25 protein-coding genes are annotated in these 26,042 nt (G+C 37.2%); 11 read left to right on the top strand and 14 right to left on the bottom strand.

Annotated elements, in window-relative coordinates:
* Positions 1–258 precede the first annotated feature (258 nt).
* The 3 genes from fabG to V4P54_RS01780 form a co-directional block, all read right to left on the bottom strand.
* Positions 259–996: a 3-oxoacyl-[acyl-carrier-protein] reductase gene (gene fabG / locus V4P54_RS01790; protein ID WP_455477444.1), complete on the bottom strand. Its 738-nt coding sequence runs from the start codon at positions 994–996 to the stop codon at positions 259–261.
* Between the two features lie 18 nt (positions 997–1,014).
* Entirely contained in the window at positions 1,015–1,959 is a 945-nt protein-coding gene (gene fabD / locus V4P54_RS01785; protein WP_455477443.1) for an ACP S-malonyltransferase, read from the bottom strand.
* A gap of 71 nt (positions 1,960–2,030) precedes the next feature.
* The gene (locus V4P54_RS01780) at positions 2,031–2,618 is read right to left on the bottom strand and encodes an undecaprenyl-diphosphatase (RefSeq protein WP_455477442.1); all 588 of its coding nucleotides are present in this window, start codon (positions 2,616–2,618) and stop codon (positions 2,031–2,033) included.
* A gap of 342 nt (positions 2,619–2,960) precedes the next feature.
* Here V4P54_RS01780 and rpsF point away from each other — a divergent pair, with 342 nt between their 5' ends.
* The 9 genes from rpsF to V4P54_RS01735 all read left to right on the top strand — a co-directional run bounded on the left by rpsF (position 2,961) and on the right by V4P54_RS01735 (position 11,830).
* Positions 2,961–3,368: a 30S ribosomal protein S6 gene (gene rpsF, locus V4P54_RS01775; protein ID WP_455477655.1), complete on the top strand. Its 408-nt coding sequence runs from the start codon at positions 2,961–2,963 to the stop codon at positions 3,366–3,368.
* Entirely contained in the window at positions 3,368–3,616 is a 249-nt protein-coding gene (rpsR, locus tag V4P54_RS01770) for a 30S ribosomal protein S18 (RefSeq protein ID WP_455477441.1), read from the top strand. The genes rpsF and rpsR overlap by 1 nt, the downstream gene beginning before the upstream one ends.
* Before the next feature lie 155 nt (positions 3,617–3,771).
* On the top strand, positions 3,772–4,752 hold the full coding sequence (locus V4P54_RS01765; RefSeq protein ID WP_455477440.1) for a hypothetical protein: 981 nt from the start codon (positions 3,772–3,774) through the stop codon (positions 4,750–4,752).
* A gap of 26 nt (positions 4,753–4,778) precedes the next feature.
* Complete coding sequence (gene rplI, locus V4P54_RS01760) at positions 4,779–5,375, top strand: 50S ribosomal protein L9 (RefSeq protein ID WP_455477439.1); 597 nt, start codon at positions 4,779–4,781, stop codon at positions 5,373–5,375.
* Positions 5,376–5,905: 530 nt separating this feature from the next.
* A complete protein-coding gene (locus tag V4P54_RS01755) occupies positions 5,906–7,408 on the top strand; it encodes a replicative DNA helicase (protein WP_455477438.1) in 1,503 nt (500 codons plus the stop codon).
* 6 nt (positions 7,409–7,414) lie between these two features.
* Entirely contained in the window at positions 7,415–8,791 is a 1,377-nt protein-coding gene (radA, locus tag V4P54_RS01750; protein WP_455477437.1) for a DNA repair protein RadA, read from the top strand.
* A gap of 141 nt (positions 8,792–8,932) precedes the next feature.
* Entirely contained in the window at positions 8,933–9,448 is a 516-nt protein-coding gene (locus V4P54_RS01745; RefSeq protein ID WP_455477436.1) for a CvpA family protein, read from the top strand.
* Positions 9,449–9,587: 139 nt separating this feature from the next.
* Positions 9,588–11,078, top strand: coding sequence for an amidophosphoribosyltransferase (gene purF / locus V4P54_RS01740; RefSeq protein WP_455477435.1), 1,491 nt, complete (start codon positions 9,588–9,590; stop codon positions 11,076–11,078).
* Positions 11,079–11,080: 2 nt separating this feature from the next.
* On the top strand, positions 11,081–11,830 hold the full coding sequence (locus V4P54_RS01735; protein ID WP_455477434.1) for an SDR family NAD(P)-dependent oxidoreductase: 750 nt from the start codon (positions 11,081–11,083) through the stop codon (positions 11,828–11,830).
* 87 nt (positions 11,831–11,917) lie between these two features.
* Here V4P54_RS01735 and pssA read toward each other — a convergent pair whose 3' ends face one another.
* From pssA to cysS, 4 genes are all read right to left on the bottom strand, one after another.
* Complete coding sequence (pssA, locus tag V4P54_RS01730; protein WP_455477433.1) at positions 11,918–12,757, bottom strand: CDP-diacylglycerol--serine O-phosphatidyltransferase; 840 nt, start codon at positions 12,755–12,757, stop codon at positions 11,918–11,920.
* Between the two features lie 8 nt (positions 12,758–12,765).
* Positions 12,766–13,464, bottom strand: coding sequence for a phosphatidylserine decarboxylase (locus tag V4P54_RS01725; protein ID WP_455477432.1), 699 nt, complete (start codon positions 13,462–13,464; stop codon positions 12,766–12,768).
* A 109-nt stretch (positions 13,465–13,573) separates the two neighbouring features.
* Positions 13,574–15,457: an ABCB family ABC transporter ATP-binding protein/permease gene (locus V4P54_RS01720; protein ID WP_455477431.1), complete on the bottom strand. Its 1,884-nt coding sequence runs from the start codon at positions 15,455–15,457 to the stop codon at positions 13,574–13,576.
* Positions 15,458–15,796: 339 nt separating this feature from the next.
* Complete coding sequence (gene cysS / locus V4P54_RS01715; RefSeq protein WP_455477430.1) at positions 15,797–17,305, bottom strand: cysteine--tRNA ligase; 1,509 nt, start codon at positions 17,303–17,305, stop codon at positions 15,797–15,799.
* Between the two features lie 392 nt (positions 17,306–17,697).
* On the opposite strand from cysS, the gene V4P54_RS01710 reads away from it, so the two are divergent.
* Entirely contained in the window at positions 17,698–18,069 is a 372-nt protein-coding gene (locus V4P54_RS01710; RefSeq protein WP_455477429.1) for a TIGR02301 family protein, read from the top strand.
* 140 nt (positions 18,070–18,209) lie between these two features.
* Here V4P54_RS01710 and V4P54_RS01705 read toward each other — a convergent pair whose 3' ends face one another.
* Positions 18,210–19,538, bottom strand: coding sequence for a dihydroorotase (locus tag V4P54_RS01705; protein WP_455477428.1), 1,329 nt, complete (start codon positions 19,536–19,538; stop codon positions 18,210–18,212).
* A gap of 70 nt (positions 19,539–19,608) precedes the next feature.
* Between V4P54_RS01705 and ygfZ the strand changes: the two genes are divergently transcribed.
* Positions 19,609–20,475, top strand: a complete 867-nt coding sequence (gene ygfZ / locus V4P54_RS01700) for a CAF17-like 4Fe-4S cluster assembly/insertion protein YgfZ (protein WP_455477427.1) — start codon at positions 19,609–19,611, stop codon at positions 20,473–20,475.
* A gap of 693 nt (positions 20,476–21,168) precedes the next feature.
* Here ygfZ and panB read toward each other — a convergent pair.
* From panB to lepB, 6 genes are read right to left on the bottom strand one after another with little or no spacing between them, the layout of a single operon-like run.
* A complete protein-coding gene (panB, locus tag V4P54_RS01695) occupies positions 21,169–21,996 on the bottom strand; it encodes a 3-methyl-2-oxobutanoate hydroxymethyltransferase (RefSeq protein ID WP_455477426.1) in 828 nt (275 codons plus the stop codon).
* A 3-nt stretch (positions 21,997–21,999) separates the two neighbouring features.
* Entirely contained in the window at positions 22,000–22,854 is an 855-nt protein-coding gene (gene panC / locus V4P54_RS01690; protein WP_455477654.1) for a pantoate--beta-alanine ligase, read from the bottom strand.
* 27 nt (positions 22,855–22,881) lie between these two features.
* Entirely contained in the window at positions 22,882–23,628 is a 747-nt protein-coding gene (recO, locus tag V4P54_RS01685) for a DNA repair protein RecO (protein ID WP_455477425.1), read from the bottom strand.
* A 1-nt stretch (position 23,629) separates the two neighbouring features.
* Positions 23,630–24,535 (bottom strand): GTPase Era, encoded by a 906-nt coding sequence (era, locus tag V4P54_RS01680; RefSeq protein WP_455477424.1) that lies wholly within the window; start codon positions 24,533–24,535, stop codon positions 23,630–23,632.
* Complete coding sequence (gene rnc / locus V4P54_RS01675; RefSeq protein ID WP_455477423.1) at positions 24,528–25,235, bottom strand: ribonuclease III; 708 nt, start codon at positions 25,233–25,235, stop codon at positions 24,528–24,530. The genes era and rnc overlap by 8 nt, the downstream gene beginning before the upstream one ends.
* Complete coding sequence (gene lepB, locus V4P54_RS01670) at positions 25,216–26,025, bottom strand: signal peptidase I (RefSeq protein ID WP_455477422.1); 810 nt, start codon at positions 26,023–26,025, stop codon at positions 25,216–25,218. The genes rnc and lepB overlap by 20 nt, the downstream gene beginning before the upstream one ends.
* Positions 26,026–26,042: the final 17 nt, after the last annotated feature.

The raw sequence follows: 26,042 nt of genomic DNA, 5'->3' as shown, positions 1-26,042 counted from the left end.
CTTACAATTTACATTTATTTTCTATAATTGGTTAGTCATGTTAAATTATCTAATCAAGCAATAGATGCATTACTTTGAAAATTTTAACCACAACCTAAAACATCCTGTGGATATCCTCTACAGAATATGGTCAACACCCCATTCAAATATGAACAATCAATCAACTTCCACGTAAAAAAAATAGATCTGCTTTCCCACTCTCCTCCGCTACTGTTTAAAATAATATACCCTACAAATCAATGCAGAATAAAAAAAATATTAGATCATTGCCATACCACCATTAACGTGTATCGTTTGACCTGTCACATACGCCGCTTCATCACTTGCTAGATAAACAGCAGTAAAAGCTACCTCTTTTCCAGTTCCCATACGCTTCATTGGAATAGCCGACATAATAGTCTCTTTTTGCTTATCGTTAAGTTTATCAGTCATTGCAGATTGAATAAATCCCGGAGCAATGCAGTTAACCGTAATGTTTCGTGATGCAATTTCTTGTGCTAATGCTTTAGAAAAGCCTATCAAGCCAGATTTTGAAGCACAATAATTCGTTTGTCCAGGATTTCCAACAACACCAACAACAGATGTTATGTTAATAATCCGCCCATAGCGACGCCGCATCATGGACGATATCAACTCACGCGTCAAAATAGAAACAGACGTAAGATTAATCGCTAATACATCGTCCCAGTCTTGTTCTTGCATACGCACAAAAAGACCATCCCTCGTAATGCCAGCATTATTGACAAGAATATCGATGCCCCCCATTTCCCTTTCTGCTTCTTCAGCTAGTTGCTTAACAGAATCGCGCTCAGAAAGATTAGCAGGCAACACAACAACACCTTGTCCAAGATCTTTTGCAACTTCTTTGAGCTTATCTTCACGCGTTCCATGAAGCCCAACAATCGCTCCTTGCGCATGAAAACAACGGGCAATCTCTTCACCAATTCCTCCTGATGCTCCAGTAACAAGAGCTTTACGACCAGTTAACCTAAACATTTATAGACTCCTTAAAGATCAGACACCAAGTAGACGTAAAGCCCCTTCTATTTCCTGAGCTGTACTGATTGTCAATCCTTTTATATCCCTATTAATGCGGCGAGCTAAACCTGTTAATACTTTTCCAGAACCAATTTCAAAAAATGTATCCACCCCTCTAGAATAGATCCACTCTATTGTTTCACGCCACCGCACTCGTCCTGTAACTTGCTGAACAAGAAGCATAACAATGCGCTCTAAATCACTTTCTGGAGAAACAGAAACATTCGCAACAAGAGGAACAACAGGAGTAATTTTACTAACGGATAAAAGTGCATTCTTCATGGCATCAGCAGCAGGCTGCATTAAAGATGAATGAAAAGGCGCAGAAACTGGAAGAAGAAGTGCGCGTTTTGCCCCCTTTTTCGATGCAATTTCTACAGCCGCTTTAATTGCATTTATTTCACCTGAAATAACAATTTGCCCACCACCATTATCATTAGCAATCTGGCATAATCCTTTTCCTGAAACAATATTACAAATTTCTTCTACATCTTGTTCATCTAAACCAATAAGTGCCGCCATAGAACCTTTACCAACAGCAACAGCATCCTGCATAGCATTTCCACGAATACGCAAAAGTCTTGCAGTATCGGTAATGCTAAATGTACCAGCAGAACAAAGTGCTGTATATTCTCCTAAGGAATGACCCGCAACAAATTTTACCTTTGCTCCTATATCAAGCCCAAACTGTTCCATAACACGGATAATAGCCATGGATACAGCCATCAATGCCGGCTGTGCATTTGATGTTAGTGTTAAAGAGTTCACAGGCCCTTCAAAAATGATATCCGATAATCTCTCACCCAAAGCATCATTAACTTCTTCAAAAACCATACGCGCTGCAACAAATTGCTCTGCGAGAACTTTGCCCATACCAACAAGTTGGCTCCCCTGCCCTGGAAAAGTAAATACTGCCACCATGAGTGACCTCCCAATAGTTCGATTATTTTTTTGATTTTATTCACTAAAAGTAAAAATCAAGACAAAATAGTTTATTTAAAATGAATATCCTTCTTGAAATTATATTTCAATGGTGGAATTTGGTATAAAAATTGAGGGAAATATGGCGCAATACATCGAATAATTCCAAAACTTACTAAAATTCCTACAATTGTGCCAGCAAAAACATCAAAGGGATAATGTACACCGACAAAAACACGTCCCCAACATATTAAACATAAACACACCACTGCAAACTTAGATATAATTTTATATCGATAAAAGTAGAGATTTGCAGCATAGCATGCAATAGCTAAAGCATGATTACTTGGAAAAGAAGCTGTTGCCTTATGCTGAATGAGTGGAGATGCCATACCAACAACAAATGGACGTGGATGAAAATAAATAAGGGAGATAAAGTAGCCTAAAAAAAGAGCCATGCCAATACTTGCGCAAATACTTAACACAACACGCCGCTCCATCTCTTGACCACAAAACCATAATACAAAAAGATGAATAGGGATAATATAAATTAAAAATTTTGCACAAAAAATGCCAAACAAAACTGAAATTGACCATGATTGATAATTTCCAGAGAGAACTTCGAAAAGTGAAGCATCAATCTGATTTAAGAAATCCATTTTCATCTCCTTTTTCATTTTTTATGGCTCATATTGTCCCCCTTACGTATAAGTCATTTAATTACACTAAAATACAGTAGAATATATTTTTTATGCTGATAAACTTGCTATTTTAAAAGATACGCTGTAAATATCTGGTGTTCATTACTGGTGCTTTAACTGGAGGTTGAACGGAGGACTGGGAATACCCCAGTAAGGAATGTGATATTTCTGATCTCCCGTATCTCCGCTCTCGGATGTCTCGAATGCAACGCGTCCTTTCTTCTTTGGATTTCCAAAAAAGACAAGTCGCAGAGGCTTTGCGTTAAACCCAGTAAAATTTAATTGAAGAAAGGCAAAATGATGGCTCTTTATGAACATGTGTTCCTTGCCCGACAAGACATTGCGCCACAGCAAGTTGATGAACTTGTAAATGTCTACAAAGGTGTTATTGAATCATATGGTGGAAAAGTTGGGCGTGTAGAAAATTGGGGGCTTCGCCCTCTTACTTATCGTATTCGCAAAAATCGTAAAGCTCATTATGTACTAGTTAATATTGATGCGCCTTCCGAAGCAATTGCTGAAGTTGAACGGCAAATGCGCATCAATGAAGACATTTTACGTTACATGACTATTCGCGTAGAAAAGCATGAAAAAGAAAAATCTGCTATGTTTTCGCGTTCCGATCGTAATAGTCATCTTAGCCAAGATAAAGAGCGAATGAACTACCAGAATCGTCAACGTGAAGATGCTGTAGAAGGAGTAGAGTGATGACAGATAATAGTCAAACTACAACGCGTCGTCCCTTTCATAGACGTCGCAAAACGTGTCCTTTTTCAGGTGCAAATGCCCCAAAAATTGATTATAAAGATGTTAAATTATTGCAGCGTTATATTTCAGAACGTGGAAAAATTGTTCCTTCGAGAATTACAGCTGTTAGTCAAAAAAAACAACGTGAATTGGCTAATGCCATTAAGCGTGCTCGTTTTCTCAGCTTGCTTCCATATGTTATAAGGTAGTTTGTTGAATTTACTATACAACTTGATTTTTTTTAGTTTTTTTATTTTTTGATTCAACAGCAGTACGGTTTATCGAGATTGCGTAGCCGGGTGTTTGGAATAACGAAAGTTGGGGTATCATAATACCCCTAACTGCAAAGGCAGGACAGCGATAAGTGAAAAATTTCCTTGTTTATGAAATAATGACCGGTATTTTAGCTGGACTTTTTGTTGTCGTTATAGGGATGGCGATTATTAGTGTTGCGAATATCGCGCCTTATCTTTCTTTTCTTTTTGGTTGTTTCCTTTCACTTCCAATCTTCATTATTGCATTTTGTCAGGGAACATTAGCTAGTCTCGTATCCTTAATAATTGCCACTATTGTTCTTACTGGAGTTACCAATATTTACATTGGTTTTGGCTTCATGCTGCTGTTTTTTCTTCCTGCCGTATACGCATCTTGGCTTCTAGGGCTTGCACAACCAGCACAAAAAGAAAATTCCTTGATATGGTATCCGCTATCGTCTGTCATTTTTCATCTAACCAATTTTATTGCTCTTTTATCAAGCTTCACTGGACTCTATATTAAGATACACCCGTCTACGCCTATAATTGCGAAAGGAATTACTGAAAAAATAGCGCGTACTATGCAGCAATCACAGTCTATAAAAGAAGATGATATCATCACTTTTAGTGAACTTTTAATGACACATGCAGCAACATTGATGGCCATTTCTTTGACCATCTATAGCTTTGTATTTCTCATTGGTAATCTTTATTTTTCTACTGTAACAGCACAACATATGAAGTGGTTGATGAGACCACGTGATGATTGGGGAAAAACTTTTCGCCTACCAATTTCTGGACTCATCGTTTTTTTTGTTATGGTCATAGCATCAATGATTGACTTAGGTTTCACCTTTAATTTGGTCACGCGTATTTTTGCCACAACGTACGCTGTTGCTATATCAATCAGTGGATTAGCATACCTCCATAGCATTACAGAAGGAATAAGTGGTAGAATTATTATACTTGCTCTTGTTTATACTGCAATTTTTACCATAGTTTTTGCTCCTCCTATTTCTTTCATGATGCTTTTGATGGGTATTTGGGCAACTATTCAGTACAATTTTCAATCACACGACAAACTTGGCTAAGTTTTGTTTATTCGAAAGGAAAAATTATGGATGTTATTTTACTTGAGCGCATTCCACGTCTTGGGCAAATTGGTGACATTGTCTCGGTTAAAGATGGTTATGCACGTAACTTTCTCTTATCTCGAGGCAAGGCTTTACGCGCTAATGAGGCTAATAAAAAGCACTTTGAAACACAGCGTGTGCAATTAGAAGCTCGTAATCTCGAACGAAAAAGCAAAGCACAAGAAATTGCTGTAAAACTAGATGGTAAATCATTTGTTGTTGTTCGTTCAGCTGGAGAAACAGGACAACTTTACGGATCAGTCTCAACACGTGACATTTCTGAGGTTATAACGGCTGATGGGTTTTCTATTGAACGCAATCAGATTGAACTAAATCATCCAATAAAAACCGTTGGTCTCCATTCCGTCACTATTAGCCTGCACCCTGAAGTTCAAATTTCTGTAGCAATCAATGTTGCTCGCTCGGTCAGTGAAGCACAACGTCAAGCAGAAGGAGAAACTCTCACTTCTGTCGAAGCAATATATGACACTCAATCGGAAACGTTAATAGAGAATCAAGAAAGTTTGTCTGTGGAAGAAATGAATGACAATAATGAAAAAGGTGTTAACGAAGAAAGTTAATTTACATATTTCTCTTATATTTAGTTACTATGTTTATTGATTAATATTATCTATTGCTCAATATCTAGATCTTAATTTTAGTCGACCTGTCGTAAAATACTCAGCCTAAAAACTGAGTATTTGTTGTTTTTATAGTAAAAATTATTTCCCTGTGAGGTCTATTTGAACCCTTGTTACTTTTGGAATACGAAATCGTAAGTAAAAAAATCTCAATATCTTCATACAATTTAAAGTGATTCTATTTGTTAAGGGTGACTTCACTTATATCAACAGCAAAATTTTAAAATACTTAAAGTTGGGTTATTTGTTTTTTAATGCTGAAGGTGCAATTTTGAGATATAAAAAGCTAAAATGAAAAAATGTATTATATACAGTATGTGTGTCTGTGTATGTATTTATGGGTAAAAAAAAATTCAAATTAAATGCATAATTTGACATAAAATAAAGATTTTTCATCCTATTCTTTTAATGTACATCATCTGATTTATTTTCTAAAATAATCGAATATAAAATTTTAGCGGAAAAATATTATGGAAGAAATAAGTGTTGCTAATTTTGGTTCTTCACAAAAAGAAGATTCCCCTTCTTTTCGACAACTTCCCTATAATATTGAAGCTGAACAAGCACTTCTTGGAGCAATTTTGGTTAATAATGATGCCCTTGATCGCGTTTCAGATTTTTTGAAACCAGAGCATTTTTTCGAACAATTGCATCAAAAACTTTATGATATTTTATTTTATGTTATCCAAAAAGGAAAAATAGCAAATCCAGTTACCATTAAACCATTTATTCCGTCTGATGAAAAAATCGGAGATATAACTGTATTCAATTATGTTGTTCGTTTAGCAAAAGAAGCAGTAACTATCATTAATGCTGAAGATTATGGACGTGTTATTTATGACCTTTTCATTCGACGAGCTTTAATTGATCTTGGAAATGAACTTGTCAATACGGCCTTTGATTCTCCTGTAGATCTTACACCAAATCAACAAATTGAAACAATTGAGCAAAGTCTGTTTGAACTGGCAGAAAAAGGAAAATATGGTAGTGGATTTGAAAATTTTAACGAAGCTATCAAAAAAGCTGTTGATATGGCAACTGCCGCAAAGAAGCGTTCTTCACGATTATCAGGAATAGCTACTCATATTAAAACACTTGATGAAAAAATGGGCGGATTACAACCATCTGATTTAATCATCCTTGCTGGACGCCCTGGTATGGGAAAAACTTCACTCGCCACTAATATTGCCTTTAATATTGCTAATACTTACAGTCGCAATACTCAAACAGGCGATTCCTCTATCAAAAATGAGGGAGGTATTGTCGGATTCTTTTCACTTGAAATGTCATCAGAACAGCTTGCAACACGTATTATTTCCGAACAAACCGAGCTTTCTTCCTCTGATCTCCGACGCGGTAATATTTCAGAAGAACAATTTGCAAAAATGATTCGTGCAACACGACAATTGCAAAAAACGCCACTTTATATCGATCAAACTGGTGGTATATCAATTGCGCAGCTTTCGGCACGCGCACGACGCTTAAAACGGCAACATGGTTTGGATGTATTGATTATTGACTATATTCAATTAATGACAAGTAATTCAAAGCGTTCATCTGAGAGCCGTGTTCAAGAGATCACTGAAATTACCACAGGTCTCAAAGCATTAGCGAAAGAACTAAATGTTCCCATTATCGCCCTTTCACAACTCTCACGTCAAGTTGAAAGCCGAACAGATAAACGTCCACAACTCTCAGATTTACGGGAATCTGGTTCGATTGAACAAGACGCAGATATTGTTCTTTTCGTGTATCGTGAAGAATACTACTTAAAAAATGAACAACCTAAGGAAGGCAGCCCAGAACATGTAAAGTGGCAAGATAAAATGAATGAAATTATGGGACAAGCAGAAGTTATTATTGCAAAACAACGTCACGGACCAACAGGAACTGTTCATCTTGCCTTCCAATCAGATTTTACACGTTTTAGCGATCTGGCAGATAGTCACTATCTTCCAGATCAGTACGGTTAAATCAATATGGCACGTATTCGTGTTCAATTTATTTGCCAAAATTGTGGAACAGTTCATTCAAGATGGGCTGGGAAATGCAACTCCTGTGGAAAATGGAATTCACTTATAGAAGAAAGTACGAATAATGGCATTGGCAGCGGTCCTGTACAAAATATTCGTAAAGGACGTATAGTTGCTCTCACATCTCTTTCTGGAAAAATTGAAGATGCTCAGCGCATTTGTTCTGGAATTTCTGAACTTGATCGTGTTACTGGCGGTGGCTTTGTTCGTGGATCAGCCTTACTTGTTGGTGGAGATCCAGGTATTGGAAAATCAACATTGTTGACACAAACAGCAGCAGCACTGTCGCGAAATGGGCATAAAGTTATCTATGTTTCAGGAGAAGAAGCCGTTGAACAAATTTGTCTTCGTGCACAACGTCTTGGCGCCACGAATACAGGAATTCATCTCGCTACTGAAACCAATGTTGAAGATATCTTAGCAACCTTAAGAGAACATAAAAATCTTGATACTGTTATCATTGATTCAATCCAAACTTTATGGTCGGATGCAGCGGATTCAGCACCAGGAACTGTTACACAGGTACGTATTAGTGCTCAAGCGATGATACACTTTGCAAAAAAAACAGGAGCAACTGTTGTCCTTGTTGGTCATGTTACTAAGGATGGACAAATTGCTGGACCACGTGTTGTCGAACATATGGTTGATGGTGTTCTCTATTTTGAAGGTGAAGGTGGTCATCATTATCGTATTCTCAGAACTGTCAAAAATCGTTTCGGGCCAACTGATGAAATTGGTGTTTTCGAAATGTCTGACAAAGGATTACGAGAAGTACTTAATCCTTCTGAGCTTTTTCTTGGTGAACGGAATGAAAAAGCACCTGGAGCTGTTGTTTTTGCCGGAATGGAAGGAACACGCCCAATATTAGTTGAAATTCAATCACTTGTTTCTTCTTCTTCACTTGGAACTCCAAGACGAGCTGTTGTTGGTTGGGATGGAAATCGTCTTGCTATGATTTTAGCTGTACTAGAAGCTCATTGTGGTATTCGCTTTGGAAAACACGATGTTTATCTCAATGTGGCAGGTGGATATCGTATATCAGAACCAGCAGCTGATTTAGCTGTTGCTGCAGCTTTAGTGTCCTCTCTAACTAACATTCCTTTACCAACAAATTATGTATATTTTGGCGAGATCAGCCTTTCAGGAGCTATCCGCTCAGTTGCACACTCAGAACAGCGTATCAATGAAGCGAAGAAACTTGGCTTTCAAGGATCTGTTCAACCAACTGTAATGGCCAACACAACAAAATTACACACTTTTCAACAAAAAACATTCTCTAACCTTCCTGAATTAATTGCCGCGATTTCCACAAGGAAAAAATAGTCTATACCACATATACGATAGCATAGAAAAAATTCTACAAAATGCAAAAGATCCCTGCTATAAGAACGAAAAATGGCATGATCAAAAATGCATTCGCATATCGATTTTTAAAATGCAATTTTATATATAAGGAACAAACAAATGATTATCACAGCTCTTGATGGAATTGTCGTAGCAATCATCCTGTTTTCTGCCTTGCTGGCCATGCTTAGGGGATTTTCACGTGAGGTGTTATCTTTAATTTCTTGGGCAATTGCAGCTATTGCAACACTATTTTTATTCAAGCACATATTGCCCTTCTCTGAACAATATCTTTCTAACAAAATGATTGCACTAATTGCAACATTGGTCACAATTTTTATTATTGTTCTTATTATTACTTCTATTGTTACAATGAAAATCTCAGATTTTATAATTGATAGCAGAATTGGTATACTGGATCGCTTTGCTGGCTTTATTTTTGGAGTGTTTCGTGGCTTATTTATCGTAGTCATTGGCGTATTGCTTGTTAATGCCCTCATAAAACCTGAACAACAATCCAGCTGGATGAAAAATGCAAAGACAAAACCTATCTTAGACTCGCTTGGTCAAAAAATACTAGAAATGCTACCAAAAGATCTTGATAACGCTATTGAAAATAGCAGAAAAAAAAATTAAAAATGTCGTTTCTGTATTGCAATTGCACATGATGTATCTTTATGAAAAGCTGTTCTGCAAAGATAGAAAACTGATTGTTATTAAATAATAAATTTAGGTTATGCAACATTGTTTTTTGTATCATGACTGAAAGGATAAGATGATAAAAACTGATGTTCTTTGTCAGAAATTTTCATTGGATGATGATGCTCTTCATGAAGAATGCGGAGTTTTTGGTATTCTTGGACACGAAGATGCAACAACATTGACAGCACTTGGCCTTCATGCTCTTCAACATCGTGGACAAGAAGCAGCTGGTATCGTTTCATACCATAACAAAATGTTTCACCAAGAAAAGCATTTAGGTCTTGTTGGTGATCACTATACAAATCCTGCAACACTTGCCCGTTTGCCAGGAAACCGTGCTATTGGGCATACTCGTTATTCAACAACCGGAGAAATAGCATTACGCAATGTACAGCCTCTTTTTGCTGAACTAAAAGCTGGAGGGATTGCTATTGCCCATAATGGCAACCTCACAAATGGACTTACATTACGCCGTGAGCTTATTGCCTCAGGTGCTATCTGCCAATCAACATCAGATTCAGAAGTTTTTCTCCATCTTATTGCCCGCTCACGTCATGAATCGTCATCTGATCGCTTTGTTGACGCTATTCGACAAGTAGAAGGTGGATATGCCATGCTAGCGCTAACACGTACAAAGCTTATTGCTGCACGTGATCCAACAGGAATTAGACCACTTGTTATGGGAGAACTTAATGGTAAACCAATTTTCTGTTCGGAGACTTGCGCACTAGATATTATTGGAGCAAAGTATATTCGTGACGTAAAAAACGGAGAAATTATTATATGCGAAATACAAAAAAATGGAGAAATTACTAAGAAAATTATAGAACCTGAAGTAAAAGTTCCAGAAAGGCTTTGTCTTTTTGAATATGTCTATTTTGCCCGTCCTGATTCAATCGTTGGAGGACGCAGTGTCTACACAGTACGTAAAAATATGGGTATACGTTTAGCACAAGAAGCTCCCTGTGATGGTGATGTTGTAGTTCCTGTTCCTGATGGAGGAACACCTGCTGCAATTGGCTATGCACAGGAAATTGGAATTCCATTTGAGCTTGGAATTATTCGTAACCATTATGTTGGTCGTACCTTTATTGAACCAACGCAGCAAATTCGTGCTTTGGGAGTTAAATTAAAACATTCTGCAAACCGTTCTGTTATAGAAGGTAAGCGCGTTATTTTGGTAGATGACTCTATTGTCCGTGGAACGACGTCTGTTAAAATCGTGCGAATGCTTCGTGATGCTGGAGCAAAAGAAGTCCATATGCGCATTTCTAGTCCAATGATTTTTTACCCTGATTTTTATGGTATTGATACGCCGAAAGTAGAAAATCTTTTAGCTAACCAATACCCAGATCTAGAATCTATGTGTAATTTTGTTGGAGCTAATTCACTGGAGTTTCTTTCAACAGATGGTTTATATCTTGCAGTTGCAGGAGAAAAGAGAAACAACGCCTGTCCTCAATTTACCGACCACTATTTTACTGGACAGTACCCAACATATCTTGTTGACCAAGAAAGTATCCCTAAAATTCATCAGTTATCTGTTCTTAAAACAAGAAATTAATAATGAGGAAATTGAATTTTAATCTGTTTGGTCGTGTTGCACTCATTACTGGAGCTTCAAGAGGTATAGGTTACCATTTAGCATTAGAGCTTGCAACGCGTGGTGCTCACATTATTGCTATTGCTAGAACGGTCAGTGGTCTCACCAATCTTGAGAACAAAATTCAAGAAAAAGGTGCTTCTGTAACCACAATTTCACTCGATTTACACCATATGGAAGATATTGATGCCCTTGGTATCTTCATTGCTGAACGTTGGAAAAAGCTCGATATCATGGTTGCAAATGCGGGAATTCTTGGAACACTAGCACCAATAGCTCAAATTGCAAACACCGTATTTGAAGATGTTTTTCAAATAAATCTTATGAGCCAATGGCGCTTGATAAAAGCGGTTGAACCCTTGTTGCGCCAATCTGATGCTGGGCGAGCGATTCTTATGTCCTCGAGTGTTGCTCATCTTGCTCGTGCTTCATGGGCACCTTACGCGGCTTCTAAAGCTGCCTTAGAAATTATTGCTCGCTGCTGGGCAAAAGAGCTAGAAAAAACCTCTATTAAAATCAATTGCGTTAACCCAGGTGCAACGCGCACTGCTATGCGTACACAAGCCATGCCGGATGAAGATTCACAAACACTACCTTCACCACAAGAAATCGCAGCAAAAATAGCCTACTTATCATCACCTTATTTAAAAGAAACAGGTAGACTCTTTGATGTTCGTAAAAATAAGTTTATGAATTACCATGTACCAAATTAACTACAATTACAGAAATAAGAATCTCAAACTAAATCCTTCTTACGTTCAAGCTTCAACTTTTCTTCTTCCTAAAAAAAGCACAGAAGTCTATATTTTTGGTAAAACTTCAAAATCAGCTTTTTTCCCTTCCAAAGCAGCACGTTTATTATAAGCAACAAAACTACAAGGTAAAAAAATCATATAGCCTACAGCTGTTATTAACAAAGTATGCCACGTGTAAGTAGCAAGAAACCCTACATAAATAACAACAATAAGCATGCTTGGAACAACGATGTCACGCCTTAAATTTTGATCAATTATTTTTGCACTCCATACCGGCAAACGACTAACCAAAAGAAAAGCAATCACCAAAGTATAAAGACTAAAAAGCAACGCCAAGCCCCAGCTTGGTCTCAAACCAAGAGCTCCTAAATAAACAGGTAATAAAAGCAGTAGCGCTCCTGCTGGTGCAGGGACACCAACAAAGTAATTTCCCTGCCATTTCGGCATATCAGCATTATCCAACATCACATTAAAACGAGCTAATCGCAAACAACAAGCAACACAATAGACGAGTGCTGCAATCCAACCAACCTGAGAAGCTTGAGTTAAAATAAAAGAATAAACAATAAGAGCCGGAGCAACACCAAAATTAATAACGTCAGCAAGAGAATCCATCTGTGCTCCAAACGATGAACTTCCATCAATAAAACGAGCGACACGTCCATCCGCACCATCTAAAATTGCTGCCAAAAGTACCATTAAAATGGCGGCTTCATAACAATTTTCAAAAGCTAGACGGATACTGCTCATCCCCGCACAAATCGCCAAAATAGTTATGACATTAGGGATAATATACCGCATCGGCGTAGGAGAACGCCACCGATTTGCGACATCATCATGCGACTCTTCAGGATTAAATGAAGAAAATAGTGAAAAATTTCCCATCGTCTTTCCTAATCAAATCTGAAGTCAAATGTAGTACTTGTATCATCAAAAGAACCTAAGACCGTTTCCCCAGCAATTGCTGTTTGTCCAACTGAAACAAACAATTTGACTTCTGTTGGGATATAAATATCAAGGCGGGAACCAAAACGAATCAATCCAAAGCGCTGTCCAACTGTAACTGAATCATTTTCTCTTAGCCAACAAACAATTCTGCGAGCAAACATTCCTGCTATTTGAACTGTACCAATTTTACCATGTTTACTGTCAATTACCATTACATTACGCTCGTTAAACTGACTAGACTTATCAAGCTCAGCATTAGCAAATTGACCTGGACGATAAACAATAGAATTTACTGTACCACTTACAGGAATACGGTTTATATGGCATGAAAAGATGTTCATAAACACGGAAATACGAATCATCTCCTCATCACCCAATCCTAAATCTTCAGGTGGAATACATTTCTCAACAAATGAGATACGTCCATCAGCAGGAGAAATAACCAAATTTGAACTCAAAGGTACAACACGCTCTGGATCACGAAAAAAATATACACACCATACTGTTAAAATAAGCCCAAACCAAAACAACGGTCCCCATACCCAACCAAGAATGAGCGACGCAACAAAAAACACCACAATAAAGGGATAACCTTCTTTATGAATTGGAACAAAGCCATTAAGGACAGATTGTAGAATACTCATATAATTTCCTATTCATAGATATAATTTAATATGTAATAAATTTTTTATTCTTATTTGTTCACCTAAATTTATTGCTTTAATTACAAGATTATAAGCTATTTTATTCATTTTATTTTTTACGATTAACAATGCCTAACTCATCCTCTTCACGCATTCTACGTAGCTTTTCTTCTGCTTGTGATGCTTCAAGCTGTTTATTCCACATTGAAGCATATAAACCTTTTTTGCGCAAAAGATCGGCATGAGTTCCATTTTCAATAATACGACCATTTTTAAGAACCAAAATCTCATCAGCGTTTACAACAGTAGAAAGACGATGGGCAATAATTAATGTTGTGCGCCCACGACTTACAATATCTAATGCCTGTTGAATCTCTTGTTCTGTAGCTGTATCGAGGGCTGCTGTTGCTTCATCAAGAATAAGAAGCGGAGGAGCTTTTAATAATGTCCGCGCAATAGCCACACGCTGTTTTTCTCCGCCTGACAGCTTGAGACCACGCTCACCTACCATAGATTGATAACCTTCCGGAAGTGTTTCAATAAATTCTGATATCTGTGCCATTTCAGCAGCTTGTCGCATATCCTCGTCTGTAGCATTAGGACGCCCATAACAGATATTATATGCAATCGTATCATTAAATAACACTGTGTCCTGAGGTACCATACCGATAGCCTCACGCAAACTTTTCTGAGTTACATCACGCACATCCTGTCCATCAATTGTGATTGAACCTGACTCAACATCATAAAATCGAAAAAGTAATCGAGAAATCGTCGATTTTCCAGCTCCTGATGGACCAACAATTGCCACTGTTTTCCCCCCAGGAACTTCAAAATCAATATCTCTAAGAATCTGACGAGCTGAATCATAGGAAAACCTTACCCGATTAAATCGAATCTTTCCATCAACCAGTACTAGTGGTTTTGCATCTGGTTTATCCACGATATCCTCTTGAACATCTAAAAGATCAAACATGGCTTCAATATCTGTTAAGCCTTGCCGAACTTCACGATAAATGAAACCAATAAAATTTAGCGGAACAGAAAGCTGTATTAAAAATGCATTGATAAAAATAAAATCTCCCAAAGTTTGGGTTTCATGAAAAACTTCATGAGCCGACATTAGCATTAAGATCGTCATTCCAATGCCAAAAATAAGAGCTTGACCAAAGTTAAGCCAGCTTAATGATGTCCAAATTTTAGTTGCAGCTTTTTCATAACCTGCCATAGAAGAATCAAAACGATGAGCTTCTAAAGTCTCATTGCAAAAATACTTAACCGTTTCAAAATTCAAAAGAGAATCAATAGCACGTGTGTTGGCCTCGGTATCCGCTGTATTCATTTTTTGCCGAATACCGATACGCCAATCACTTGCCTTAATTGTAAACAAAGTATACAAACCAACTGTCACAACAATTATGGAAAAATAGCGCCCACCGTAATTTATGTAAAATACGAGTGCAGTCAAAACAAATTCCAAAACCGTTGGTACTGTATTAAGAATTGAAAATCTAATGATAGCTTCAATTCCCTTCGTGCCACGTTCAATAATACGAGAAAGCCCCCCTGTTCGTCTTTCTAAGTGAAATCGCAAAGACAACCCATGAAGATGCACAAAAGTCTTATAGGCTAATTGACGAATAGCATATTGTCCAACAGTTGCAAAAAGAGAATCACGTAACTGGTTTAGTCCAGCTTGAACAATACGCGCGATATTGTAAGCTAGAACAAGCATAATGGGAATGACCCAACTAGACGAAAACCACATAGGAAATGCAAAACTCACACCGAGTGAATCTGTAGCATATTTGAAAAAATACGGTACAGATATGAGAATTATCTTAGCCAAAATAAGAAAAAACGCTGCCCATATAACGCGTATTTTCAGATCTCTCCGATCTTTCGGCCACATGTAAGGCCACAGATTATAAAGTGTACGCAGAGTCTGCCCCGCCTTTGATGACACGGTTTTTGTCATTTCATTCCGTTTCATAAAGCTTTTACTTCTCTATCACACACTCAATAAACACTACAACACTCCCTCTCTTTGCTATTCTATGTTAAATTGTCTCTATTTTATACATTTCTGATAAGCCATACATAATTTTCGAGGTTAGACTGTTTTTGAAAAAGGAACAAGAAATAATCCAGAATAAAGTTCATTATTTTTTGTCTGTATTTTCATGCTATCTTTCTGCAAATATACTTTTAAATTTTACACAACTTTTAAAATTCTTCCCAAAATCGTACTGCTTCATTTACGATGTAACATACTCATCATAGAAACCCTACTTATCTTTTTCTTTTTGTAAAGACTCTTGAAATATGAATATTAGAACCGTTTTATTTCCCACACAGTTACACGCTCACCAGTCCGTGGATCTTTGTTATCTTTTAATAGAATCCCCTTCATCGCAAGCTCATCACGAATGGCATCAGCAGCTTCCCACTCTTTATTGTGGATAAATCGTAGCCTTTCTGCAATGCGCTTATAAATAAATTTTTGATCAAGAGAATTTTTTTTTACAAATAATGAGCATTCTTCTTCTTTAATCCAATCTTGTCGCAATAATCCTAATAAATTCATTCCATTTGCAAGAGCAACAGTATTTCCTGCCTTATAAAATTGTCGTAAAAAAGTAAATACATTCGGAGTATTGAGATCATCACACAATGCTTTTATGAAAGAATCATCCAAAACTTCATTTTTTTCGAAACATTCCCTTTTGCAACGAAGCAATTCATACCAACGATACAATTCGTGACTAGATTGTATTAAACGCCGATCTGTCCAATTTAACGGTTCACGATAATGCGTTTGCAACATCGAAAAACGTACTGCTAAACCAGCCCATTCTTGTTTATTTTCATCCGTTACAACATTATCGAGATCAAAAAAATTCCTCTCTAAAATAGAACGAATAGTTATAAAATTTCCAAGGCTTTTAGACATCTTTTTTCCTTCAATATGCAAAAAACCGTTATGCATCCAAAAATTAGCCATTCGTTCAGTTCCAAAAGCGGAACAACTTTGTGCAATCTCATTTTCGTGGTGAGGAAAAATTAAATCAATACCACCTCCGTGGATATCAAAAATATTTTCTTTTGGATCATCACACGTTAAGCCTCCACCGTAAGGAACCAGCAGCTTTGCCATCGACATTGCAGAACATTCAATATGCCATCCAGGACGGCCTAAGCCGGAAATTCCTGCTGGTGACCTCCATCCTGGTTCTCCTTTCTCAGATGGCTTCCATAATACAAAATCCATGTCATCCCTTTTATAAGAAGCAACATCAACACGTGCACCAGCTCTCATCTCATACAGAGAACGTCCTGCAAACGTACCATAATGAGGATCATGTTTCATGCTGCTCACAGAAAATAATACATGATTTTCTGCTATGTAAGCGTGCCCCCTTTCAAGCAATCTTTCAATTAAAGAGCACATATCATCCAAATGATCGGTTGCGCGTGGTTGACTAGTTGGCAATAAACAACCCAGCGCTATCGTATCTTGTTGAAATTGAAAATATGTGCGCTCAGTTAATTGGTGGATGGCATCGTTCAGCTCTAAATCTGGATATTCGCAAGCTGCTCTTGCATTAATCTTATCATCCACATCCGTAATATTACGTACATATATAACGTGATCGCTACCATAAACATGACGCAATAAACGAAATAAAACATCAAAAACTATCACAGGACGAGCATTGCCTATATGGGCATAGTCATACACTGTTGGACCGCAGACATAAAGGCGTACCTTGGCAGAATCTATGGGTATAAATTTTTCTTTTTTGCGTGTAAGCGTATTATAAAATCGCAATTCTCTCATAATCATACTCCATTAACGACACCATTACGTTGTATCCATCATCCATTGCAATACAAACCCATTTTACTGATAGAAATTACACTTTTTCCTTAATGGTAAATCTAGAATGGAAGCCTTTTAATAACGCGTAAATACACAGCAAACTAATGAAATTACATATTACATGCAGAAAATTCGAAATTTTTAACCCTATAAAATTTTGTAAAAATTTTTAATATTCCTATAATCATTTTCTTGCTGTCTCTTAATATTTTAAATTTCATAGCGTATTCCCTATCGATAATAATAAAAATATTTGTGTCATACATTTTGGCATATGTTCAATTGCACAATAATCCTATCTATAATGGTAAATGCGCAGAAATCTATTAAATAAGGAGAACTAAATTATAATGTTTAACGCATTGATAAGAATATATATTATAACATTTTTTTTAACCTCAATGCCATCTTTTGCACAACAATCCCCATCATATGATAGAAAATTGCTACGGCTAGCAGAAATTTTAGGATCTTTACACTACATACAAAACATTTGTTCTACTCCAACAAATAAGTGGTATAATCATATGGTAGCATTAATTGAGGTAGAAAACCCAGTACCGCAAAGGCGTGCTTATTTTTATGAAGCATTTAATGAAGCTTATCGTGCTTTTTCAGAAAATTATCATCATTGTACTCAATCAGCAATAGAAGCAAACAAAAGATACATTAAAGAAGGTAAATCTTTGTCTGAAAGTCTTATCATTCATCCAAATAATTAGCTGATAACAAAACTATTGTTCCCTCAATTAGTACAATCAAATAGAAATTATCATAATTACATTGCACTAATGACATTGGTGAGAAAATCAGTATCAGTGTAACGGGGTTAACTTCTGAGAAGCATACATTTTGTATCTTATCATGCAAAAGATTCTACAAACTTGATAGGCTCGCCTTGTGAAGGTGTAATAATTTCACCTTCCCACATGACACGCATACCACGAACAATGGTCCCAATCGGCCACCCCTTAACCCTTTTACCGTCGTAAGGCGTCCAACCTGCACGCGAACCAATTAATTCATTTGTAATAATCTCTTCCCGTTTAAGATCAACAATGGTCAAATCAGCATCATATCCAACAGCAAGGCGTCCTTTACGGCTTATGCCAAAAACACGACTTGGCCCATGTGAAGTCATATCAACAAAACGCTCAAGAGATATCTTTCCCGCATTTACATGTGTCAACATGATTGCTGTTGTTGTCTGTACACCTGTTATCCCCGAAGGAGAAGAAGGGTAAGGCTTGTGCTTTTCTTCAAGTGTATGTGGTGCATGATCTGAACCCAAAACATCAACAATACCCTGCTGAACACCATACCAGAGAGATTCAAGGTGGTTCCTCCCACGTATAGGGGGATTCATTTGAATCAATGTTCCAAATCGTTTATAATCATCAGCTGTCAAGGTTAGATGGTGCTGGGTAACTTCAATTGTTGCAACATCTTTATGATTTTTTAAAAAATCAATTTCTTCTGCCGTAGAAAGATGCAAAACATGAATGCGTGACTTTGTTTCATGTGCAATTTTAACTAAACGCTGTGTACATTTTAATGCTACAACTTCATCGCGCCAAATCGGATGTGATGCTGGATTATCTTCAACGCAAAGCATTTTACGCTCCTTGAGCCTCGTTTCATCTTCAGAATGAAAAGCTGTACGACGGCGTGTATTTTCCAAAATAAAACGCACACTTTCATCATCATCTACCAGAAGATCTCCTGTGGAAGAGCCCATAAATACTTTAATTCCAGCTGCACCAGGAAGTTTTTCGAGATCTGCTAATTCATGCATATTTTCACGCGTTCCCCCAACCCAAAATGCAAAATCACAATGCATACGATGAAATCCACGTTTAACCTTATCAGCCAATGCTTCTTCTGAAGTAGTTAATGGATTGGTATTTGGCATTTCAAAAACCGCTGTCACTCCTCCCAAAACCGCAGAATATGAACCACTTTCTAAATCTTCCTTATGCTCACCCCCTGGCTCACGAAAATGAACTTGGCTATCGATGATTCCAGGTAAGATATGAAGCCCTGTACAATCAATAACTTCATCAGCAAAGGCGCATGTAAGATCACCAATTTCAGCAATACAACCATTAATAACGCCAACGTCACGCTTGCTTTTTCCATCATGATTGACAAGCATTGCCCCTTTAAAAATTGTATCAAATGTCTTAGACATGGCTATACATACCCTCTAAATATATCTTTCCTATATCGATTAGGTAACTTTGGAAAAAAAGGCAAGAACCATGATTGAAAAACAAAATGCCGTTTTCTTAAACAATCGTAAAATTATTAAAGTTACAGGTGAAGAAGCAACACATTTTCTGCAAATTCTCATTACAACAGATGTCAAAAGAATTGGATCACAAGAAATTTTTCCTGGAGCCCTCTTATCCCCACAAGGAAAAGTTGTTGCTGATTTTTTAATCGGTAAGATAGATTATGGTTATTTGATTGATATTAATACATCTTTAGCCGATTCTTTTCAGAAACAGCTGCTTCTTTACAAATTACATTCAAATGTAGAGATTACACAACCATTACAAGAGGTTGTTACAGTTTTCTGGAACAATGAAATGGATATCTCAGATTGTAGCTTAAGTTTTGTTGATAAGAGATTTCCACAAAAAGAAAAAATAAGAAGAATTTACGGGGAAATACCTTCTTTTGCTATCGATTATAATAGTAATTGGGACAAAATGCGTATCCGTTATGCAATCGCAGAAAGTGGTAAAGATTATGAAATAGGTAAAGTCTTTCCACACGATATTAATTACGATCAAATAGGTGGATTAACATTTAATAAAGGTTGTTATATTGGACAAGAAGTTATTTCTCGAATGCATCACAGAAGCACAGCACGTCGCCGTGTTTTAGTAGTAAAAAGCCAAAACAAATTGATTCCAGAATCCAATGTAGAGGCAGGAACTAAGGTGCTTGGTTGCCTAGGGACATGCGCTGGAAATGAAGCCTTAACTTTAATGCGTATTGATCATGTCAAAGATGCTATGGATAACGGTATTCCGTTTACAGTAAAAAACTACCCTGTCACAATAAGTATTGCTGAAAATATGAACTTTACTTTTCCTGAAAGCACTGAGAAAATTAACTAATTGCTAAATATGCATTATCCAAAAACGAAGAAGAGTGTGTTTAGTGAAGGATGCTTTCAGAACAGCAAACTGATTTACTAAATTTTTCTCTATTTGATATCGAGATCGAAAGTATCGCGCATGGGCTCGTTTATATTACATGTTGGAATAGCCAAAAAGAAAGGAGAGAATATCTATTGTATTGTACAGCATTCACTTTTGGCAGAGACAATATTTTAAAATTCTTTTCAAAATAAAACAGCCATGCTTTTTTTCATTATGCACCAGAATACGTCATCGGTGATATAATTTCATCCTTTAAAGTTGTTATAGGGAAAAATACAAACCATAAAAAACGTATACAAAATGCCTAATGAACAAAATTTGAACCATACTCCACGTAACAAATTTAGTATAACTTCTCAATCTGTTTCAATAACCTCAACATCAAAAAATCTAGCTTCCTTATCCTTCTATTTTCGCCTTTACATCATCGATAATTTTTTTAGAATTACTAGATTTTTGATATTCGCTATAACTTACTACCTAAAAACTCACTGTTTAAATTGAGCATAAGAAATAAAAAGATGTGTATCGCCTAAGATGGGAAATATGCTAAAATAAGAGAAACAATCATATCTTTCTCTTTTAAATAAAAGAAATACACACCGATTATAATTTTTCAGCATACATTCTTTTGAGAATGCTTTTGTATTAAATTGAATTCAACTCTAATTTATAAACTTCTGTATCATTCGGAAAAGCGCGCGATCTAACATCATTTGCATAATTCTTGATCGCAGTCTCCACAACTTGTTCAATAGCACCATAACGGCGCACAAACTTAGGTGCATAAGCACCATAGCCCAACATATCTTCCATCACCAATATCTGTCCATCGCACTGATTAGATGCACCAATACCAATAGTGGGAATAGACAGTTTTTCTGTAAGCTTTACTGCTAAAGGTTCTACAACCCCTTCAATAACAACAGAAAAAGCACCTGCATCTTCAATCGCCGCACCATCATCTTCGATCTTTTTCCAATCCCCTTTCTTACCTCCCTGCGTCCTAAACCCTCCAAAACGATTTACCGCCTGTGGAGTGAGACCAATATGCCCCATAACTGGAATGCCGCGTTTGCACAAAAAATCAATTGTTTCCGCCATATAAACACCTCCTTCAAGCTTCACCGCACCACACCCCGTTTCTGCGAGAATACGCGATGCATTGAGAAAAGCTTGTTCTTTGCTCTCTTCATAAGAGCCAAAAGGCATATCCACAACAACAAGTGCCCTCTTAGATCCACGCACAACTGCCTGTGCATGCAAAATCATCATATCCACACTCACAGGAAGTGTTGTATCAAATCCATACACAACCATCCCTACACTATCACCAACCAAAAGAAAATCGCAATATGGATCCGCAATCCGCGCAGTATAAGCCTGATAAGCTGTTAAAGCGACGATCGGCTCTTGTCCTTTTCTTGACCGTATTTTAGAAGCAGTAGTACGTTTTATAGCTTTGTGTGCATTCATTTTTTAGCTCTTCTGTTGCAATATATATTGGTCAATAAGCCTAACATCCCTAAAGCGAACAGTTAATAATAAAACTGCAGGCTTATCCAGTCTTCCTTTGATCGTGCATAAAGTTTCCATATCTCGTAAATCAACTGATTCAACAATCGCACGCGATTCTTGTCGCAGAATATCACGAACAACTTTGCATAATTTATTAACAGATCTCTCACCTTGGTGATAAAGTTTCTCAGCAGCTTTACCGCTTTTAGGAATAATTCTTGCAGCATTACGATCCTCTAATGTTAAAAGCTGATTACGTGAAGATCTCGCCACACCATCATCTTCACGTAAAATAGGCACTCCAACAATTTCAATAGGAAAAGCTAAATCTTTAACCATACGACGAATAATCATGATCTGTTGAAAATCTTTTTCTCCAAAAAAGGCTTTATCTGGCTGAACAATGTTAAAAAGCTTAGCAACAACACTAGCAACACCACAAAAATGTCTCGGACGCAATCTTCCTATCAAAATTCGCGATAATTTTTCCACCTTAACAATTGTCTCATTGCCAAGTGGCCACATCTCTTCTACAGAAGGAGCGAAAACATATTCAACACCTGTTTTTTCTAATAAAGAATAATCACCTAACAAATCTCTCGGATATTTATCAAAATCTTCATGAAGATCAAATTGTTTTGGATTGACAAAAATTGAAACCAATACTCGATCACACATTGCCATTGCTTGCTGGATTAATGCAAGATGACCATCATGCAATGCGCCCATAGTTGGAACAAAACCAATGGAGTGTCCCAACTGTCTTTCCTCCGCAAGACATTTTCGTACTTTAGCAATTGTTTTTAGGATTTTCATTTTCATATTTGACTCACTTTAATCAAATCAACAAATCAATGTTTTTGTACGAAATCGTCGCTCAAACAATTGTATTAGATTGATGCGCACCGATGGATGCTGTATGTTCCTCGGCTCCCAAATATGCCTCGTTAAAAAAAATCCTGTTAAAACAAATCCGTTCATTATGTCGTTAAAATCAACAGGACGGGTAGTTCTTTGCACAAGAAACTGCGGTAAAATCAAGAGCTTCTCTTTCCAAGGACGTCCTGCTTCTTCGCAGACAGCACGTCCTGATTTTGGCGATACATAGCAGAGTCCTTCTCTGACACCCGTTACAACACAGCTAGATAAATCAATACCAAAACCAAGTTCTTCAAGGAGATGCATTTCAAAACGAACAGATAATTCAGCATTTACGAATGGTTCATCAAAATTTTGCATAAAAAGATATAAAATATCATACAAAATTGGATGCGGATCACGCTCAGGTAAAAGGCGCAAATGCAATGCTATTAACTGCAAGGAATAAAGTGCCTCCGGTAAGATAATTAATCGTGCAGCATGTAAATCAAGCGCCTCAAGTCTAAAAATCCCCAAATGTTCATCCAAGCGCGCCCACCATTCAGCTTCTACAAAATTCCCCGGTTGTAGAAGCGCCGCCATACGACGAGAACGTCCTCCTTTTACTACTCCCATGTAACGGCCATGCTGGCGCGTCATAATTTCAAGTATCACACTTGTTTCACCGTACTTACGTGTGCCAAGTATAATGGCAGGTTCTTTCCATTTCATCTTACTTTAAAAAATTTAATCCCATCTCACGATAACGCTCTGAATCTGTATCCCAATTACTACGCACTTTTACAAATAGAAAAAGGTGAACCTTCTGATCCAAAATTTCCATCAATTCCTTACGTGCTGCCTGACCAACTGCCTTAATTGCATCTCCTTTTGTTCCTAGAATAATTTTTTTCTGGCTATCGCGCTCTACATAAATGACCTGATTAATTTTGACTGAACCGTCTAAATATTCTTCCCAATTTTCTGTTTCAACAGTCGAAGAATAGGGAAGTTCATCATGAAAACGAAGAAAAAGTTTTTCCCGTGTGATTTCAGCAGCAAGTTGGCGCATGGGCATATCAGAAATTTGATCTTCGGGATAATGCCACGGCCCTTTTTGCATCATTTTGCTCAGTGCATGAAGCAAATCTTTACAACCAGAACCATTCAAGGCTGACACCATAAATGTCTGCAAAAATTCTACCCGTTTGTTAATTTTTGCAGTAAGTTCCAAAAGAAAAGGTTTAGCAACCGTATCAATTTTATTAAGAACAAGAATCTTATCCTGCTTAACTGTTTTTACAATATCCAACATTGCACAAACTTCATCTGAAAGGCCACTCTGAACATCTATCAAAATGAGAAGAACATCAGCACCCTTTACCCCCCCCCAAGCAGCAGATACCATGGCACGTTCTAGCAGTTTATGAGGACGAAAAACACCTGGTGTATCAATCAACACAATCTGAGCATCATCGTGAATGACAATACCACGAATCAAAGTTCGTGTAGTTTGTACTTTATGCGTTACAATTGAAATTTTCGTTCCAACTAACTGATTAACCAACGTCGACTTACCAACATTAGGTAGCCCAATGAGTATAACAAAACCAGAACGCGTTTTGATAACATCATCCATGATTATTTTTCACCGATGTTTTCCATATTCCCTCTCGTCGTAAAATTTTTTCAGCTGCCATTCTTTCAGCATATCTTTTAGAAGGACCCTTTCCAATTTCCGGTGCAAAACCAGAAATACTTACCTCTACGACGAAAACAGGATCGTGATCCGGACCATCACGCTTTACGACACGATAATGTGGCTGTGCACTTCCCTGCACATGAGCCCATTCCTGCAATTCTGTTTTCGCATCACGTCGACCAGCATCCATCTGTTTCGCCCGATTCTGCCAATATTTTCGAATGAAAGGACGAACACTTTCCAATCCCCCACCAAGGTATATTACAGCAATAAGAGATTCAACGACATCTGCATACATATTGGTGAGTCTTCGACCTTCTAAGCTTTTCATCTCAAAACCAACATGTATCATATCAGGAATCCCCATTTCCAGTGCAATATCAGCACACGTCTGTGCATTTACCAAACCATTCAAACGTACCGATAGCTCACCTTCACTCGCTCGTGGAAAAAATTCATACAGCATTTCTGCAATTAAAAGTCCAAGAATTCGATCACCTAAAAATTCTAATCGCTCATAATTCCCATTCTCTGGATCTTGTACACTAGAATGAGTTAACGCCCTTTTTAATTTATCTTTATCTTTAAAATGATACCCAGTCAGTCTTTCAAGCTGATTAATTATCGAATTGTTCATCTTTGATCCCCTGCTTATCAAGCGGTAAATCATGAACTGTATTAATGAAAGAAAACAAACGCTTCCAACGTATATCAAACGGCCAACGCCAAATTTTCCACGCACTTGAACCATTGCTGATAGAGAAAAAAATCAAACTTGCTCGGCCAACAAGATTTTCCTCTGGAACATAACCAACATCCAAACGGCTATCATCAGAATTATCGCGATTATCGCCCATCATAAAATAGTGTCCCTGAGGAACTTCAAAGACTTTTGTTTCATCAACTTGTGGGAAGAAACCTAAATCAAGTGTATCATAACTGACACCATTGGACATTGTTTCGCGATAAACATCAACAGGATAATTCACTTCTGTTATATCAGGATTATTAACTCTTCCAAGAAAGTTACGTGAAACGGCCTCATCATTAATATAGAGGACACTTTTACGAACTTGTACACGATCACCAGGAAGTCCAACGACACGTTTTATATAATCAATGTCTGGATTACTCGGCAAACGGAAAACAACAACATCGCCACGACGAGGCTGAGATGAAAAAATACGTCCTGAAAAAATAGGAGGAGAAAAAGGAATAGAAAAATGAGAATATCCGTATGCATACTTAGAAACAAAAAGATAATCTCCTATTAACAAAGTTGGACGCATTGAACCGGAGGGAATGCTAAAAGGCTGAAAAAAAAGCGTACGAATAAACGCAGCCAAAAAGAGAGCCTGTATTAAAACGAAAATAAAATCGAGGATTCCATCTTCTTTCTTTTTATGCGTCTTTTCTTTCTGAACCATTACAAATTACCTTCTTA

The organism is Bartonella sp. B41 (assembly GCF_053795765.1).
Note: the sequence above shows the minus strand (reverse complement) of the source record. Positions and strands in the feature narration are given on the sequence as shown.